15 protein-coding genes and 1 tRNA gene are annotated in these 15,571 nt (G+C 62.6%); 15 read left to right on the forward strand and 1 reads right to left on the reverse strand.

Going from position 1 to position 15,571, the window contains the following annotated elements; translation table 11 throughout:
• Window positions 1-140: 140 nt before the first annotated feature.
• The 5 genes from ABFX23_RS12385 (at window position 141) to ABFX23_RS12405 (ending at window position 6,027) form a co-directional block, all read left to right on the forward strand.
• The gene (locus ABFX23_RS12385; protein WP_346033354.1) at window positions 141-3,404 is read left to right on the forward strand and encodes a phage tail length tape measure family protein; all 3,264 of its coding nucleotides are present in this window, start codon (window positions 141-143) and stop codon (window positions 3,402-3,404) included.
• Window positions 3,405-3,603: 199 nt separating this feature from the next.
• Complete coding sequence (locus tag ABFX23_RS12390; RefSeq protein WP_346033355.1) at window positions 3,604-3,873, forward strand: hypothetical protein; 270 nt, start codon at window positions 3,604-3,606, stop codon at window positions 3,871-3,873.
• 7 nt (window positions 3,874-3,880) lie between these two features.
• A complete protein-coding gene (locus tag ABFX23_RS12395; RefSeq protein WP_346033356.1) occupies window positions 3,881-4,525 on the forward strand; it encodes a hypothetical protein in 645 nt (214 codons plus the stop codon).
• Between the two features lie 145 nt (window positions 4,526-4,670).
• Entirely contained in the window at window positions 4,671-5,156 is a 486-nt protein-coding gene (locus ABFX23_RS12400; RefSeq protein ID WP_346033357.1) for a hypothetical protein, read from the forward strand.
• Window positions 5,157-5,520: 364 nt separating this feature from the next.
• Window positions 5,521-6,027 (forward strand): PilZ domain-containing protein, encoded by a 507-nt coding sequence (locus ABFX23_RS12405; protein WP_346033358.1) that lies wholly within the window; start codon window positions 5,521-5,523, stop codon window positions 6,025-6,027.
• A gap of 212 nt (window positions 6,028-6,239) precedes the next feature.
• Here ABFX23_RS12405 and ABFX23_RS12410 read toward each other — a convergent pair.
• Window positions 6,240-6,329: transfer RNA gene (locus ABFX23_RS12410), tRNA-Ser, on the reverse strand.
• Window positions 6,330-6,482: 153 nt separating this feature from the next.
• Between ABFX23_RS12410 and ABFX23_RS12415 the strand changes: the two genes are divergently transcribed.
• From ABFX23_RS12415 to ABFX23_RS12460, 10 genes are all read left to right on the forward strand, one after another.
• Entirely contained in the window at window positions 6,483-7,352 is an 870-nt protein-coding gene (locus ABFX23_RS12415; protein WP_346033359.1) for a DUF8021 domain-containing protein, read from the forward strand.
• Window positions 7,353-7,444: 92 nt separating this feature from the next.
• Window positions 7,445-8,476, forward strand: a complete 1,032-nt coding sequence (locus tag ABFX23_RS12420) for a lytic murein transglycosylase (protein WP_346033360.1) — start codon at window positions 7,445-7,447, stop codon at window positions 8,474-8,476.
• The gene (locus tag ABFX23_RS12425; protein WP_346033361.1) at window positions 8,460-9,455 is read left to right on the forward strand and encodes an SPOR domain-containing protein; all 996 of its coding nucleotides are present in this window, start codon (window positions 8,460-8,462) and stop codon (window positions 9,453-9,455) included. Before ABFX23_RS12420 ends, ABFX23_RS12425 begins: the two co-directional genes overlap by 17 nt.
• A 133-nt stretch (window positions 9,456-9,588) precedes the next feature.
• Entirely contained in the window at window positions 9,589-10,659 is a 1,071-nt protein-coding gene (locus ABFX23_RS12430; RefSeq protein WP_346033362.1) for a D-alanyl-D-alanine carboxypeptidase family protein, read from the forward strand.
• The gene (gene tmk / locus ABFX23_RS12435; RefSeq protein WP_346033363.1) at window positions 10,656-11,291 is read left to right on the forward strand and encodes a dTMP kinase; all 636 of its coding nucleotides are present in this window, start codon (window positions 10,656-10,658) and stop codon (window positions 11,289-11,291) included. The genes ABFX23_RS12430 and tmk overlap by 4 nt, the downstream gene beginning before the upstream one ends.
• Entirely contained in the window at window positions 11,288-12,250 is a 963-nt protein-coding gene (locus ABFX23_RS12440; RefSeq protein WP_346033364.1) for a DNA polymerase III subunit delta', read from the forward strand. The genes tmk and ABFX23_RS12440 overlap by 4 nt, the downstream gene beginning before the upstream one ends.
• The gene (gene metG / locus ABFX23_RS12445) at window positions 12,243-13,802 is read left to right on the forward strand and encodes a methionine--tRNA ligase (RefSeq protein ID WP_346033365.1); all 1,560 of its coding nucleotides are present in this window, start codon (window positions 12,243-12,245) and stop codon (window positions 13,800-13,802) included. The genes ABFX23_RS12440 and metG overlap by 8 nt, the downstream gene beginning before the upstream one ends.
• Window positions 13,799-14,596, forward strand: coding sequence for a TatD family hydrolase (locus ABFX23_RS12450; protein ID WP_346033366.1), 798 nt, complete (start codon window positions 13,799-13,801; stop codon window positions 14,594-14,596). The genes metG and ABFX23_RS12450 overlap by 4 nt, the downstream gene beginning before the upstream one ends.
• The gene (locus tag ABFX23_RS12455) at window positions 14,593-15,360 is read left to right on the forward strand and encodes an MBL fold metallo-hydrolase (RefSeq protein WP_346033367.1); all 768 of its coding nucleotides are present in this window, start codon (window positions 14,593-14,595) and stop codon (window positions 15,358-15,360) included. The genes ABFX23_RS12450 and ABFX23_RS12455 overlap by 4 nt, the downstream gene beginning before the upstream one ends.
• Window positions 15,357-15,524 carry a hypothetical protein gene (locus ABFX23_RS12460; protein ID WP_346033368.1) on the forward strand — a complete coding sequence of 56 codons (168 nt, stop codon included), beginning with the start codon at window positions 15,357-15,359 and terminating at the stop codon, window positions 15,522-15,524. Before ABFX23_RS12455 ends, ABFX23_RS12460 begins: the two co-directional genes overlap by 4 nt.
• The last annotated feature ends 47 nt before the right edge of the window (window positions 15,525-15,571 follow it).

The raw sequence follows: 15,571 nt of genomic DNA on the forward strand, positions 1-15,571 counted from the left end.
GAACGTCATTTGTCGCCGAAGTTGAAGGCATGACCGACGCCGCCAGCCGAAAGTTTGCCGAGTTCGGAAATGAGGCTCGGCGACAGCTGGACAGCGCCTTGTCCCGGCCCCGCAATAGCGCCGGCAGCTTGGACCTTGGAGTGAGCGAACTTCGCGCCGCGGCGGATGCTCAGGAAGCGAGAGCAGCAGCCGCACGGGAAGTTGCCGCCGCAACTCGGCTCGCTGCCCAGGGAGAGGGAGACTACAGCCAGTCAGCCCGCCTTTCGGTTGCCGCCACGGAAGCACTGGCGCGCGAGGAACGCGAAGCCGCACAGGCTGCTCGCGCCCATGCCGATGCAGCAGAGCAGGTCCAGGCCCAACTTGACCGGCAGAGGTCCGCCACAAGCGCGCTCGTTGTGCAATCCGGCAGGGGCGCCAATGCGACGCGAGCAATGGCCGGATCGGCCGCGGCCTCGCGAACCGCATTCGTTCAACTGGGCCAGCAGATGCAGGATGTCACCGTCCAGGCTCAGCTAGGCACGAACGCCTTCACGATTTTTTCGCAACAGGTTCCTCAGGCAGCCTTCGCGCTCTCCGGCTTGGAACGCAGCGCCAACGCGACGCAGGCCCGCATTGGCCGCTTTGCAACCTTCCTCGCCGGGCCCTGGGGCGCCGCAATCTTCGCAGCAACAGCGGTGCTGGGCCCATTCATCGCCGACCTGATCACGGCGGGCGATGAGGCTGGCGACGCCGAAGACGCGACATTCGAATTTGCCGAAGGGCTGGACGTTCTCGAACTGAGCGCATCGCAAGCCGCGAATGCTATGGAGCAGCTGGCAGAGGCGACCCGCTCTGCCATCGCGGTGCAAGGCAACTTTCTCCGCTCGAACGCCCTGATCGCGGAGCAGTCGGTTTCCTCACTCGAACAGCGGCTGGCTGATGCGCAATCGACGCTGAGCGAACTTGAAAACGAGGGACGCGGGCTCAATGCGCTAATCCCGTTCAATGGCCCGGATTTCATCGCCATCGGTCGCCAGCGTCAGGAAGTCGCGGGCTTGCGTGATGCTCTCCGCGAAGCGCAGATTGCAGCGACGAATTCCCGCATCGCCACGGCGCAACAGGACGTGCTGGAACGGGCAGACCCTGCACTGGCAGCGCGCAACGAGTTCGAGCGGCAGGTCGGCCAGCTTGAGCAGCGATTCCGGCGAAGTCAGGATGACCCGATCGGGGCAACAAGCGCCGGGATATTCATCAGCGAAGCGCAGTACGAAGCTGAGTTCGAACGGCTCACCACCCTTCGCGACACGGCAATCGAAACGGCGCGGGAAGCGAACAGCGCCCGGACACGCGGCGGCGGCAACTCGCGCGCCGAGCGCCTGAGCGATGAGGAACGCGCGCTTCAACAGGCCACAGAGGCCGCAGAATCCTACATCGCAGCACTGGACCGCGAAATCGAAGCGATGGGCGCATCGGCGGGCCAGTTGCGGCAACTGGAGGTCGAACGCGCGAAGGCCGCCGCGCCGAATGACGATCTTCGCCGGCAGATCGAAGAACGCAACGCCTTGCGCGAGGAAGCCATCACGATCCAGCAGCGGCAGGAAGCCGCACGGCGGGACGCGCAGGCAACAGCAGAGTTTGAAAGCGGAACCCTGCAGGGTCTGCGTGATGAAATCGCCCTTCTTGGGCTTGCAGGACCTGCCCGGCAGCGTGCGGCGCTCGCGCTCGAAGAAACCGCGTTCAAGGCCCGGCTGGCTGCGCAGGGTGTCGATGACGTCAACGCCGCGTGGATCCGATACCGCGACCTGCAACTCGACCTCATCAATCGCGAGAGCGTGCTGGAGCGCGAGGCCCAAGCCGCCGAGTTGCTGGCGCGCGAGATTGACCGCCTCAGCGGCGCATTGTCTGGCCTTGGCGGGGCGGCTGGGGCGCTGGGTGGATTGTTCGACTTCATCAACGGGAGACCCCTTGGCGGTCCGCTGGGGGCCATCCTCGACACCACCATCGGTACGCGCACCGGAGATGATGGCGAACTCATCGCTCAAACACTTGGCGATGAACTCCGCGACGTATTCGGGGCGAACGGCGAATTTTCAGAAACCTTGTCGAAGGTGATTGGCGGCGCCGGAACTGGCATTCTGGCCGGAACAGCATTGTTCGGGCGGCAGGATACCATTTCCCAACTGTCCAGCGCGGTAGGCGGCGCGGTCGGCCAGGCAGCGGGCGAGGCGCTGACAGAGGGGCTCTCAGGTATCCTCGGCGCGGCCGGCGGCCCCCTCGGCTCCATCCTCGGCGGCATTGCAGGTGGCTTCCTTGGCGGCCTCATCAGTGGCAGCGACCGCGGCTCCGCCATCATCTCGGGAGGTAGGGTCTCCGGCTTCTACGGCGATACGCAAGAGTTCAAAGACGCATCGGGCCAATTGGCAGGGTCCGCATTGGAGGCGCTGGACCGGTTGGCGGAGGCCCTTGGAGCGCAATTCAACGGCGCCGTAGGCCGGGTATCCATCGGTATTCGCGACGGCGTGTATTCGATAGACCCGCAAGGCAGAGGGTACACCAAGACAAGCGAATTCCCCGATATTCAGACATTCGGCTCTGATGCAGAGGCGGCCGTGCGGGCAGCTATCCTCGACCTTATCAACGATGGCGTGATTGAAGGGCTATCCGCAGCGGAAGAGCGGTTGCTTCGCCAAGGTACGGACATCGAGAAGGCGTTGGCGGATCTCTTGGATTTCCGCAGCGTGTTCGATCGGCTGGCCCAGTTTCGCGACCCGGTGGGCTTCGAAATTGACCAGCTGAATAGCGAATTCGAGGGGCTCATCGATACCTTCACCAGAGCCGGCGCCAGCGCGGCCGAGTTCGCCGAACTGGAAGAACTCTATGCACTGGAGCGAGCGGAGATCATCGAGAAGGCGAGAGCGCGAGTATCAAGTGCGCTTCAAGACTTGCTCAATGACCTGAACATCGGCGACAGCGGGCTCTCCCTTCGCGACCGGCAGGCCAACGCCTTGGCGGAATATGAAGGGCTCGCGGCGCGCGTTGAAGCGGGCGATGTCACAGCGTTTGACGACTTCGCTCAGGCAGCGCGCGACCTGCTTGCCATCGAACGCGAGATATTCGGCAGCGGACAGCAATACTTTGACCGCTTCAACGAGGTACGCAGCCTTAGCGAAGGCGCGCTTTCGGCTCAGGGCCTCGCCTTGGAAGCGGAAGGCAGGGACAGCCCATTCGGCTCGAATGGAATCGACCCGGCAAATGTCCCCATCATCGCCTCGATCGACAGCGGCAATGCTCAAATCGTCAATGAACTCGGCTCGGTTGTCGCCCGGCTGGACGCCGCAAATCGCAACTTGGGGCAGCTGATCGCGAACACGAGCAGCGGCGCGGCGGGCTATCCGTTGCTCGGCGCTGAACCTCAATTCTTCTAACCACAACGAAAGGAGATTCCACATGTCACAGTACAGCCATTTAGGCAGGGCAGGAGCCCGAGCGAATGTATCGGAGCGGCTGGCCGCTATGCGCGGCGACCGTGCGCCGGCACCGCGGCGAACGCCTGCACCGGCCGCGAAGGCCGAGGAAGCGCCCAAGCCTAAGCCAGCGCCTACAGCGTCGGCGAAAGGTCTTGGATTGACCTCGCTCGACGTCGAAGCCGCGCGAAAGGCCGAGCGCCAGCGCGTCGCAGACGTATTCGCCAGCGCCGCTTCGCGGGGCCGTGAACGTACCGCTGCAGACTTCCTCGCTCATGACACCATGGGCGCCGCGGAGATCGTGAAGCACCTTGCCGCATTGCCTACGGACGGCGAATTCGAACGCCGCCGGGCAGCGGACAAGCAGCAGCGATCAACGAATGCATGGGACAAGGCCATTGCGAACCTGGGAGGCCGGAACAATGGATAGAGGCACCATGAAGCGCACCGCCGCCGCCATTGCTGCGCTCGACTTCGCAGATGAGAACCGCCGGCTGGCTGAAATCGAGGAAGAGATTGCGGCGACCGAATCCGCGATCCGAACGGCAACCTCGCGCTGCGAAGCCATCGCGACCGCCATTGCGGAGAAATCTTCGATGGACGGCAAAGCGGTGGCGGCTGCCCTCATGGAGCGAACCGACGCAACAATCGCCTCATACGCCGCTCGCGATGAATCCTCATTGCGCGAAGAGTCCGCTTCGCTTCGCGCCGGCATGAAGGAACTGCAGCACTCCGCGGAAGACTTGCGCTCCGAATTGTCGAGGGTCCGCGCCGAGGCTCAGTCCAGAGTGGCGCGAGCGATCAAACCGCTCGTGGATGAGTTGCTCGCCGAACAGCAGGATCTCGCCCGGCAGATGGTCGCGGGCTTTGCCACCATCTCGGCCTTGGATGCAGGCTTCGGCGGCGCAATGGCGGCGCGGGGTGCGATGGAAAAGGCAGTTGCAGGCATTGCAGGCCAGGACCGGCTGATACCGTGGCGGCGCAGCGAAGCAGTGCCTTCTGAAATCCTCGACCTTTTCCGCGGCATCGATGGCGGGCAGGCATTGCGCGCCCGCTGTCCTTCGGAGATAATGCTACCATGAATGCGGCCGGTCTGGGTTTCCCGGCTGCATAGGCGGGTGAATGGGAACCTCCCATCCCGTCACCCCGGGGCCGATCGGTTAGCGCCGGTCGGCCCTATTTCGTTGTCGTCTGGCGCAATACTGACTGCACCGGCATACCGGCCGGATGATTATCTCGACTCAGTGGTGTGCACTCGGCGTTTGGCCATGCCTTAGCCAAGCGGAATGGGTAGCCGTCTGGAGCGGCATTATCGGAGCGGGCGCCGCATTTCTCCTATCAATTGCATACCAAGCTGTTCGGCGAGGGAGGGAAGGAAGCGCTGCGAGGCGCAATCTCGACAAAGCGCTCGCGGCGTTGCGCACTCACCTTTGTGAACCTGATGACATCGATATGAGGGCAGCATCACAGGCTGTAATTCACGCAAGGGCAGCCTTCAGCTGGGTAATCGCCCATCCTGAGCATTTCCCATTCGATCAATGGACTAAAGTGCACAAAATGAGCGAAGCCATCGAAATCTGGTTCATTGATAACGGTCGATTGGGCGGGTTCCAAAATTCTCTCTATGCTGAGCAGGGATCTCCGAAATACTTGCAGCGCCTGGGCAAGCAACTCGCACCAATCCTCGCTGAAAGAGCAAACTCGAACTTCTGACTCTTGCTAACCTCCGCTCGGGGCTCAGTCCCGAAAAAAGCGGTCTGCAAGCGCTTTGGTATCCGGGTCTTGCTGGGTAGGACCCGCGAATTTCTCAGGCTCCCCCCTCCTCTGCATCACGTAACTGGCGCGCTTCGTGGATCTGCTTGCGGGTTAGGCCAGCATCGGCGGCGGTTGCAGGAACAATACCGTTCTCGTCAGGAACGGTTACGGGTTTACCTTGCCGCCCAATCTCCCCGCGCTCCTGCGCAGCGTCGTACTCATCAGCCAGCCGAGGAATCTCTTGATTTGAAGGAAGCATCGCGCCGAGGTTGGTGCTAGGAGCCGCGATCCACGTAGCATATAGTATTAGTTGCACAGATCGATGAATGATGATCCCTTCTTAGTATCGAAAAACGGCGAGGTTTGGGCGTGCTGGCTGAATGGGAAGCCAGCAGTCAATCTCGGCAGCGAGCAAAACTTCTGGATGGTAGCGGAGAAGCTTTTCAACGAGCTTCACCCGGATGAGCGCTCTGAGTCCGAAATATCAATAACGGACCAGCAGGCTGGGAAAACCAAAGAATTTGCCAAGCCGACGCAGGATCACATTGAGAGGGACGAACCAAGGTACGATGTTACGCTCGACGGCCGGCTGTACGGTACGAATGGCAGTCGGGCGGTGACGATATACGATCTATCGACACGAGGTTGCAGGGTGAAGGACCATACATTGGCAAACCCCGGTTCATTGGTGACGATCAAGATTGGACACGTCGGCCCCATTGCAGCCGTAATCAGATGGCGGCGCGGTAACTTTGTTGGCTTGAAATTTGAAAGCCCGATGCATCCAGCCGTTCTCGATAATATCCGCCAGCAAGAAAGTTTGCGCTGATAAAGCGGAATCTAGCCTGAGTGCGACCTGCCAAACTGGAAGAGACTGTCGCTAATTCTGACGCCGAACGTGGTCAGGGGGAGAGTGATTTGCGGATAGGCGCTCATGGATCACTGTTCGCAGGCATTCGCTCCAAGCGTCACTTTTTTATGGGCGCTATAAAGGGAACAATCGGAACAGCAGTGCAGAAACCGCAGTTTTCCGAGGCTCTCTGGCGGACAGGGTGGGATTCGAACCCACGAAGGGCTTGCACCCTTGCCGGTTTTCAAGACCGGTGCATTCAACCGCTCTGCCACCTGTCCGCGCGAGCAGGCGCTGGCTAACGACAACGGCGGCGATTGTCACCCATCAATCGGCACAACTGGCAGGTGACAGGCGCGAAAGGGCGCGCTAGAAATCGGATGAAGTCAATTTGCCGGGCCAACCGGCTGTCTTGTTCGAGAGGATCGCTCACCATGAATCGCAAGCTTTGCGCTACCCTTGCTGCAACCACCGCCATTGCACTTGCATCTCCCGCGCAGGCGCAAGGTGCATGCGACAGGGCGATGCTGGAAGGTATCGCCGGGGACTGGGTGGAAGCGCTGGAACAGGGCACGATGATGACCATGCAGCTTGGCGAATGGGTGGAGTACAACGAGAACTTCCAGCGCGGTTCGCTTGGCGGTTTTCTCACCCCTGCGCGGGAAGTGAACTGGCACCTTGCCTTGCTCGACACCACGACCTGCGAAATTTTCGTGGAGGCCGTGATGCTAAATGACGAAAGGCCCATCGTCGCTGCCACGCAGATCGGCAACGGGTTCTTCGGGGTCGGCCCGTTCGATAACATCGTGACCGACGAAGGCGACTGGCTGTTCGATGCCGAAGCCACCTACGAGTATGCGCGCCGTGAAGACTGGAGCGATATTCCCGAAAGTGAGCGGGCAACGCGCGACGAACTCATCGCCGCAGCCGATGCCTATCTCGATCTCTTCAACGATCCGACGGTCGAAGTTCCATGGGGCGAGCCGTGCGCGAGGCTGGAAGGCGGCGTCTACACCGGGCGCGGGGAACCGACCGACAGTTGCAACGTCGGCGTGCCCGAGGGCGTCGAGCTGAAAAACCGTCGCTACGTTGTCGATCCGGTAAAGGGCGCGGTGAACGTTTTCCTCGAATTCGGCGATAACGCACTGCCGGACAGCCACACCTTCCGCGTGGAGAACGGCAAGATCCGCTACATCCACACTGTCACCGCCTGCGAAACGGAGAATTGCGGCTTCCGCCCCTTCGCGGAAATGCTGGCAGAAAACCCGGGCATGCAGCCGCCCTACGCTCCGCTGGAGGAGTGAGGGCGGGTAGCCCGGCGCAAGCCAGCGGCACTTCGCCGCATCGGTGAATTGGGGGATTCCATATGCCGGGGCAGTGCAGTAGTCATTGTTCCATGCTTTTCAGAACCCTGCGCCAAGTCGGCGCCCTTGCCACCGTCGCCGTCCTTTCCGCCGCTCCAGCCAGCGCGCAGCAGGAATCGTTCGGCGAGTACCTCGATATCGTCGCCCAGCACGCACGATCCGAGGGGGTGAGCCAGGCGACCATCGACCGGGTGTTCACCGGGCTTACTCCGAACGACCGGGTGCTGGCGCTGGACCGCGACAACGTATCGTCCGGCGGCAGCACGACCAGCACGGGGTTCCCGTCGATGGCGGGATATCTCGCTCGGCACAATACGCCCTCGCGTATCAACGGCGGCGTGCGCAAGCTCTCCGAAGTTCGGTCCATCGGCTACGAAGTCGAGCGCCAGTACGGTGTGCCCGCGGAGATCGTCGTCGCGATCTGGGGGCATGAAACGGCCTACGGGGCGGTGATGGGCAGCTTCGATCTGCCGCGCTCGCTGGCGACACTCGCGTGGGAAGGGCGACGGCGCGAGCTGTTCGAGCGCGAACTGATCGACGTACTCAAGATGGTCGACATGGGAGTGCCGCGCTCCCGCCTGGTCGGAAGCTGGGCTGGCGCATTCGGCAACGGCCAATTCCTCCCCAGCGTGTACCTGCGTCTTGCCGTCGACGGCGATGGCGACGGGGACCGGGACCTGTGGAACTCCGATGTCGACACCATGCATTCGATCGCGAACTATTTCCGTGACGCCGGTTGGCGCACGGGTGAACCCTGGGCGGTGCGCGCCTACGTTCCCAATTCGGCAGATCGCAGCGGTATCGAAAACCGCGTCGTCTCTCCCGTGTGCCCACGCGTGCACGAACGCCACAGCCGCTGGCTGACCGTTCGCGAGTGGCGCGAGAGGGGCATCGAGCCGCGCGCCCCCATCGGTGATGACGTGATGGCATCGCTGTTCGAACCGGATGGCCCTGCGGAACCCGGCTACCTCTTAACCCAGAATTATAAGGTTATCCTCGAATACAACTGCTCGAATTACTACGCGATGAGTGTGGGATTGCTTGCAGATGAGATCGGTAGATAGCCCCAGGACCAGTTTCCAGGCACGCGCCCTGGCAACCATATTGCTTACCGCTGGCCTTGCCGCCTGCGGCGTGTCGGGGCGGGAGAACGTGGCTTCGGCTTCCGACTTGCCGGCTTTCGGCCCTCAGGCGGACTACCCCGTCCTGATCGGCGAGCCTTACGAAGTCGCGGGCATGGTCTACACACCCGCAGACGTGCTCAACTACGACGAGGTCGGCTATATCGCGCTCGATGCAGGAACGACCGGCTATTCCGCAGCGCATCACACCCTTCCGGTGCCGAGCTACGTCGAAGTGACCTCGCTTGAATCCGGACGGACGATACTCGTGCGCCTGGATCGCCGGGGCCCGATGGACACCAATCACATTCTCGCGCTTTCACCTGCGGCCATGGCACAATTGGGTGCAAATGTGGAAACGCCGGTGCGCGTGCGCCGCGTCAATCCGCCCGAAGAGCAGCGCGCGATGCTGCGCCAAGGCAATGCGGCGCCGCTGCGGATGGAGACACCTGGCACCTTGCTCGCTGTCCTGCGTCGCCGCCTGCCGGAAAGTGGCGCGGCTTCCCTGGCTGCCAGCGCACAGGCACCGCAAGCGCTCGAAACTGTCGAGCTGACCGCTTCAACTCTCGCGCCTGAGCCGTCAGGGGCGCTGCCGGAAATCACGACTGCTCTTGTGGAAGCCCATACCGACGTGGCGACGGTTTCCGCCAACGATGCCCAACAGGAGCCTGCGTCCAGCGAGCGCCCGGCGCAGGTCGCCAAGGCCGAAGTCGAGTCCGGCTTCGTTGTGCAGGCTGCAGCCTTTGCGAATCCTGACAATGCCCGCCGCGCGGCCGAAACGCTCGGCGGCGAGGTTTCCCGGTCCGGGCAGTATTTCCGCGTCCGCACCGGCCCCTTCGCGACTCGTGGAGAAGCCGAGGCCTCCCTCGCCAACGTGCAGCGGGCGGGCTATAGCGATGCCCGAATCCTGACCAGCGGCTGAGGCCTTGCCTGCCGCGACAAGCGGTGGAGCGCGTGTGTATCGATTGAAGGCCCTGGCACTGGCATCGGCGGCCTTTTGCCTCGCTGCCACCCCTGCCTTGCCTGCCTCCTCGCAAGCGCCAGTACCCGCTCCGGTGCCGGAAGATATTCCCGTCGGCCTGCTTGTCGACCTGTCGACCGGGCAGACGCTTTTCAGTCGCGAAGAGACGCGGCGCTTCGTCCCCGCGTCCGTTACCAAGGTGATGACGGCCTATACCGCTTTCAAACTGATCGACGAAGGTGAATTGCGCCCGGATATGCGGTTCGAATATCCGGAGGAACTGGAAGATGCCTGGTATAACGAGGGTTCCAACATGTTCCTGCGCGCGGGCGAACAACCCACCATCGGGCAACTGCTTCTGGGGATAACGACCGTCTCCGGCAACGATGCGAGCGTGGCCATGGCCGTCGCGGCAACCGGGTCGCTGGAGAACTGGGTCGCATTGATGAACGCCAATGCGGCAGAACTTGGCATGCGCGACACCCATTTCGGGTCCGCTAACGGCTACCCCGATGGCGGACAGACCTACACGTCCGCGCGGGATCTGGCGAAACTGGGCCGCGCCATCGTGGAGCAATATCCCGGCCTCTACGATCGCTATTTCGGGCATCGATCGTTGCGCTGGCGCGACATCGCGCAGGTCAATCACGATCCGGTGACTGGCCGTGTCGATGGCGCCGACGGTATGAAGACCGGTTACACGCGGGAGGCGGGCTTTACCTTCCTCGGTTCTGCGGAGAGGAATGGTCGCAGGCTTGTGATGGTCCTCGCCGGAGCTCCCGATGGCAGGACGCGGGACGAAACCGCGCGCGCCCTGCTTGAATGGGGTTTCGATGCGTTCGAACAGGAGCTTATCATGCCAGCCCGTGTAGGGGTAGGACGCGCACTGGTGCAGGACGGGGCGGAAAGCAGCGTGGTGCTGCGCACGCCCAAGCCGGTGATCGCCGCTCTTCCGCAAGGTGCCGACACATCGCGCTGGGAAATGGAGATCGAATATCGAGGGCCGATCCAGGCCCCGGTCATCGCGGGCGACCGGATTGCGCAACTTCGCCTGACACTCGGCGGAGAGACGATGCTGGAAGTGCCGCTTGAGGCCGCCGAAACCGTCCCGCAGGCCAATGCCTTCCAGCGCGTCGCCAACGCCCTGAAGAAGTGGCTGGCATGACGAGCGGACGCTTCATTACCCTCGAGGGCGGCGAAGGCGTGGGCAAGTCGACCCAGGCGCGCATGCTGGTTGATGCCCTGCGCGGTCGCGGATTGGGCGTAGTGCAGACGCGTGAACCCGGCGGCACGCCGGGGGCCGAGGCGATCCGCGACCTGCTGCTGGACAAGCGTTTCGACTGGGATACCCGCGCGGAGGCGCTGCTGTTTGCCGCCGCCCGGTCCGACCACGTGAGAAACCTGATCGGCCCGGCGCTGGACCGCGGCGACTGGGTGGTGTGCGATCGCTTCATCGATTCCTCCCGCGCCTACCAGGCTGGGGGGGGGGAGTGGTCGGACGATGCCGTGCTGTCGCTGCATACGCTCGGCTCCCACGCATTGATGCCGGACGTTACCTTCCTGCTCCAGGCCCCGACCGACGAGATCGCCGAGCGATTGCACGCCCGCGATGGCGAGAATTCCGACAGGATCGGCGGCAAGGCGGCCGCCTATCACGCACGCGTCGCAGAGCATTTCCGCAAGATGGCCCAGACCGACCCGGAGCGCTTCGTGATCATCGACGCCAGCGGCACACCGGGCGAGGTGCATGACCGTATCATGCGCGCCATGGCTCCTTTCACCGGGGAAGGCGGTTGACCTACATCGGCCATGAGAAGGCGTGGGACGACTGGCGCCGCGCGCTTTCGGGCGCACGCATGCACCACGGCTGGATCCTCTCGGGGCGAAAGGGCGTGGGCAAGAGCGCCTTTGCGCTGGCCGCCGCCCGCGAGCTCGTGGCCGAGCCCGGCATTCCGCAGCCTGAGGGCGAGCATCCCGATATCCGCTACATCAGCCATCCGCCGAAGAACGATGCGGAGGCGAAGAAGCGCGACGACGGCAAGCCTTACGAACTGGCGCGCAACATCAAGGTGGATCAGGTGCGCGAACTGCAACGCCGCCTCACCACGCGGCCAACGCTGGGAAGCCGCCGGGCCGTCATCATCGATCCGGCGGACGACATGGAAACCAGCGCCGCCAACGCCCTCCTGAAGAGCTTGGAGGAGCCGCCCGCCGGCACCTATTTCCTGCTGATCGCCCATCGCATCGGGCGGCTGCTGCCGACGATCCGTTCGCGTTGCCGGGTGCTGGATTTCCCGCGCATATCCGATCTCGACATGGATGCCGTACTGGCGCGCGAAAGCCCCCAGGCCAGCCCTCAGGAGCGCGCGGCAGCCATTGCTGCGGCCAGTGGTTCGCCCGGCGCCGCCATCGACTTCGTGGAACTGGACCTCGGCAAGATCCATACGCTGATGAAGCAGGTGGTAGAGCAGGGCGATCCGGACTTCGCGCTGCGGGGCAGGCTGGCGAGCGCGATGGGCCAGCGCCCGAGCCGCGAAAAGCAGCTTGCCGCGATCGAGCTGGCCCGGGCCGTCGTGGCGGACCAGATGCGCGTTGTCACACCTGGGCAGATCCCCGCCATGGTCGATACGCATGGCGAACTCGTCCGCCTTGCTGGCCAGGCGCCGACATACAATTTCGACCCCGGCCTGCTGGTGATGGAAATCGGCACCTTGCTTGCAGGTCTGGCGGGTTCTAGGACGCCCGCAAATGGCTGAAACCTTCTATCTGACCACCGCGATTCACTATCCCAACGGCAAGCCGCACATCGGCCATGCCTACGAGACCATTGCGGCTGACGTCCTCGCCCGCTTCCATCGCCAGATGGGCCGCGAAGTGCGCTTCCAGACCGGCACCGACGAGCACGGCCTTAAGATGGCGCAGAAAGCGCGCGATCTCGGCATGAGCCCGCGCGAGCTGGCTGACGAAATGTCCGGTTATTTCCGAGATTTGTTCGAGACTCTCGATATCTCGTATGATCGCTTCATCCGCACGACGGAAGAGGATCATTACCGCGCTAGCCAGGCGATCTGGAAAGCGATGGAGGCCAATGGCGACCTCTACCTCGATCGCTACGAGGGTTGGTATTCGGTCCGTGACGAGGCCTATTACGACGAGAGCGAACTGGAAGAGGGCGAAGACGGCGAAAAGCTTTCTCCTCAAGGCACGCCGGTCGAGTGGACTGCCGAGGAAACGTGGTTCTTCCGCCTTTCCGCCTACGGCGACAAGCTGCTGGCGCTCTACGAGGAGAACCCGGACTTCATCCGGCCCGAAAGCCGCCGCAACGAAGTGATGCGCTTCGTCGAGGGCGGTCTGCGCGATCTTTCCGTCAGCCGCACCAGTTTCGACTGGGGCGTACCGGTGCCGGGCAGCGAGGGGCACGTGATGTACGTGTGGGTCGACGCACTCACCAACTACCTCACCGGACTCGGCTATCCGGACGAGACGGAAAACATGGCGAAGTTCTGGCCTGCGGACCTGCACCTCGTCGGCAAGGATATCACGCGGTTCCACACCGTGTACTGGCCCGCATTCCTGATGAGCGCCGGGATCGAATTGCCCAAACAGGTCTATGCCCATGGCTTCCTGCTCAGCCGCGATGGCAAGAAGGAAAGCAAGTCCGCCGGAAACGTCACCGATCCCGCCGCATTGGTGGATTCCTACGGCGTGGACGTGCTGCGCTATTTCCTCCTGCGCGAATTTTCCTTCGGACAGGATGGCAGCTATTCGGCAGAAGCCATTGTCAACAGGGCGAATTCTGAACTCGCTAACAGCTTTGGCAACCTCGCCCAGCGCGTGATGAGCTTCATTGCCAAGAACTGCGATAGCGCGATCACCGCAGAAGCGCCCGTGGAAGAAGTCGACGAGCAACTGCGCGCCCGCGTGCGGCAGGCCTGCGCCGTCGAACTGCCCGCGCAGTTCGAACAACTCGCCTTTGCCGCCGGCCTCGAAGCATGGATGCAGGCCGTTTACGCCTGCAATGCCTACGTGGATGAACAGGCACCGTGGGCGCTGCGCAAGACGGACCCTGATCGGATGAAGCGGGTACTCGCCACCCTATGTGGCTGTATCCGCGACCTAGCGATCGCCGTTGCCCCGGTCATACCCACCGCTTCGGGCAGGATTCTCGATGCGCTGAGCATTCCGGCGGCCGAGCGCGATTATGCGGCGCTATCTGCTGCCGATCCCGCCATGGGCACGATCACGATCGACAATCCCAAACCCGTCTTCCCGCGCCTGGACATGCCTGCCCGGGAGGGCGCATCGTGACGATCCAAGCTCCGCTGATCGACAGCCATTGCCACCTCAATTACAAGGGCCTTGCCGAGCGGCAGGACGAGGTGCTGGCCAATGCCCGCGCTGCCGGCGTCACTGGCTTCCTCAATATCTCAACCCGCGAAAGCGAATGGCGCGATGTCGTTGCCACGGCGGAGCGGGAGAGCGACGTATGGGCCACCGTGGGCATACACCCGCACGAGGCGGACAAGCATGCCGATCTCGGCCGCCAAGTGCTGCGCGAGGCGACCGACGCCCCGCGAGTGATCGGCATCGGCGAAAGCGGGCTCGACTATTATTACGACAAGTCCGACCGCGCGGTGCAGCGCGACCTTTTCCGCATGCATATCGATGTGGCCCGCGAGACCGGACTGCCGCTGGTGATCCATACGCGCGAGGCGGAAGACGATACCGCCGATATCCTGGCCGATGAAATGGGGAAGGGCACCTTCCCGGCACTCATCCATTGCTTCACCGCCAGCGCCGAATTCGGTCGCAAGGTGCTGGACCTTGGCCTCACGATATCGCTGTCGGGAATCGTCACGTTCAAGAACGCGGCGGAGTTGCAGGAATTCGCGAAAGAGGTCCCCGCCGACAAACTGCTGGTGGAAACCGACAGCCCGTTCCTTGCCCCGGTTCCGCATCGCGGAAAGACCTGTGAGCCGGCTTTCGTGCGCCATACGGCGGAATTCGTGGCGGAACTTCGGAGTGAAGCTGTCGAAGAACTCGCTGCAAATACCTCGCGCAACTTCTTCAATTTGTTCACGAAAGCAGAAGGCGGTTCGTGAAACTGATCGTGCTTGGATGCGGCACGTCCACCGGTGTGCCCCGGATCGGCAACGACTGGGGCGAATGCGATCCCCATGAGCCGAAGAACCGTCGTAGCCGCGTTTCCATAGTTGTCGAAAGCAACGAAGGCGCGCGCGTCCTGGTGGATACTTCTCCGGACCTGCGCAACCAGTTGCTCGCCAACAACATCGGCAAACTCGACGGAGTTTTCTGGACGCACGATCATGCAGACCATTGCCACGGCATCGATGACCTTCGCCCCATGCGATATGGCCGCGGCGGACCGATTGCAGGCTTCGCGTCGACCGAATGCTGTCGCCGGTTGCGCAACCGCTTCGGTTACGTGTTCTCCGGCCAGTACGGCTATCACACGATCGTGGAACTGAACTCGCTGGATACGCTGCGAATTCACGCGGGCTTCGGCGTCGAAAGCGTGGAAATGCCGCACGGGCCGATCACGACGACTGCCTATCGTTTCGAAGCCGACGGTAAATCAATAGGTTACGCGACAGACTTCAGCGAGATTACCGATGACATGATCGATCTGTTCGAGGATGTCGACATTCTCGTGACCGATTGTCTGCGCCGGGAGCCACACCCAACGCATGCGCACCTTGGTATGGCTCTGGAACTTGCCGAGCGGTCGGGAGCGCGCAAGACCGTGCTGTCACATCTCGACAAGAGCATGGATTATGCGGCGTTGAGCGGCGAAGTGCCCGACGGCGTGCTGGTCGGGTATGATGGCATGGAGCTGGTCGCGTGACCGACGCCTCGCTCGTTTCGATGGTGGCCCTGGCGGGCTGGCTGATCCTGGCGCTCGGTGCCTATCGCTCGCATCAAGTCAACATGTCGAAAACGATCCGCATGGCGCTGATCTGGGGCTGCATCTTCACCGGGATGGCGTTTTTCTTCTCGCTGGTGATGTGACCGGGGCGAGGAAGCGGTCTTCTGTATTTTTCAACATAATATATATT

It is taken from the genome of Erythrobacter westpacificensis (assembly GCF_039542285.1).
In the GTDB taxonomy this organism is placed as follows: domain Bacteria; phylum Pseudomonadota; class Alphaproteobacteria; order Sphingomonadales; family Sphingomonadaceae; genus Alteraurantiacibacter; species Alteraurantiacibacter westpacificensis.

What these genes read in the sequence shown, in the direction of transcription:
- ABFX23_RS12395 (WP_346033356.1), top strand. Translation starts at nt 3,881, where the DNA reads ATGAAGCGCACCGCCGCCGCCATTGCTGCGCTCGACTTCGCAGATGAG.
- ABFX23_RS12425 (WP_346033361.1), top strand. Translation starts at nt 8,460, where the DNA reads ATGAGATCGGTAGATAGCCCCAGGACCAGTTTCCAGGCACGCGCCCTG.
- metG (WP_346033365.1), top strand. Translation starts at nt 12,243, where the DNA reads ATGGCTGAAACCTTCTATCTGACCACCGCGATTCACTATCCCAACGGC.
- ABFX23_RS12420 (WP_346033360.1), top strand. Translation starts at nt 7,445, where the DNA reads ATGCTTTTCAGAACCCTGCGCCAAGTCGGCGCCCTTGCCACCGTCGCC.
- ABFX23_RS12405 (WP_346033358.1), top strand. Translation starts at nt 5,521, where the DNA reads ATGAATGATGATCCCTTCTTAGTATCGAAAAACGGCGAGGTTTGGGCG.
- ABFX23_RS12415 (WP_346033359.1), top strand. Translation starts at nt 6,483, where the DNA reads ATGAATCGCAAGCTTTGCGCTACCCTTGCTGCAACCACCGCCATTGCA.
- tmk (WP_346033363.1), top strand. Translation starts at nt 10,656, where the DNA reads ATGACGAGCGGACGCTTCATTACCCTCGAGGGCGGCGAAGGCGTGGGC.
- ABFX23_RS12400 (WP_346033357.1), top strand. Translation starts at nt 4,671, where the DNA reads ATGATTATCTCGACTCAGTGGTGTGCACTCGGCGTTTGGCCATGCCTT.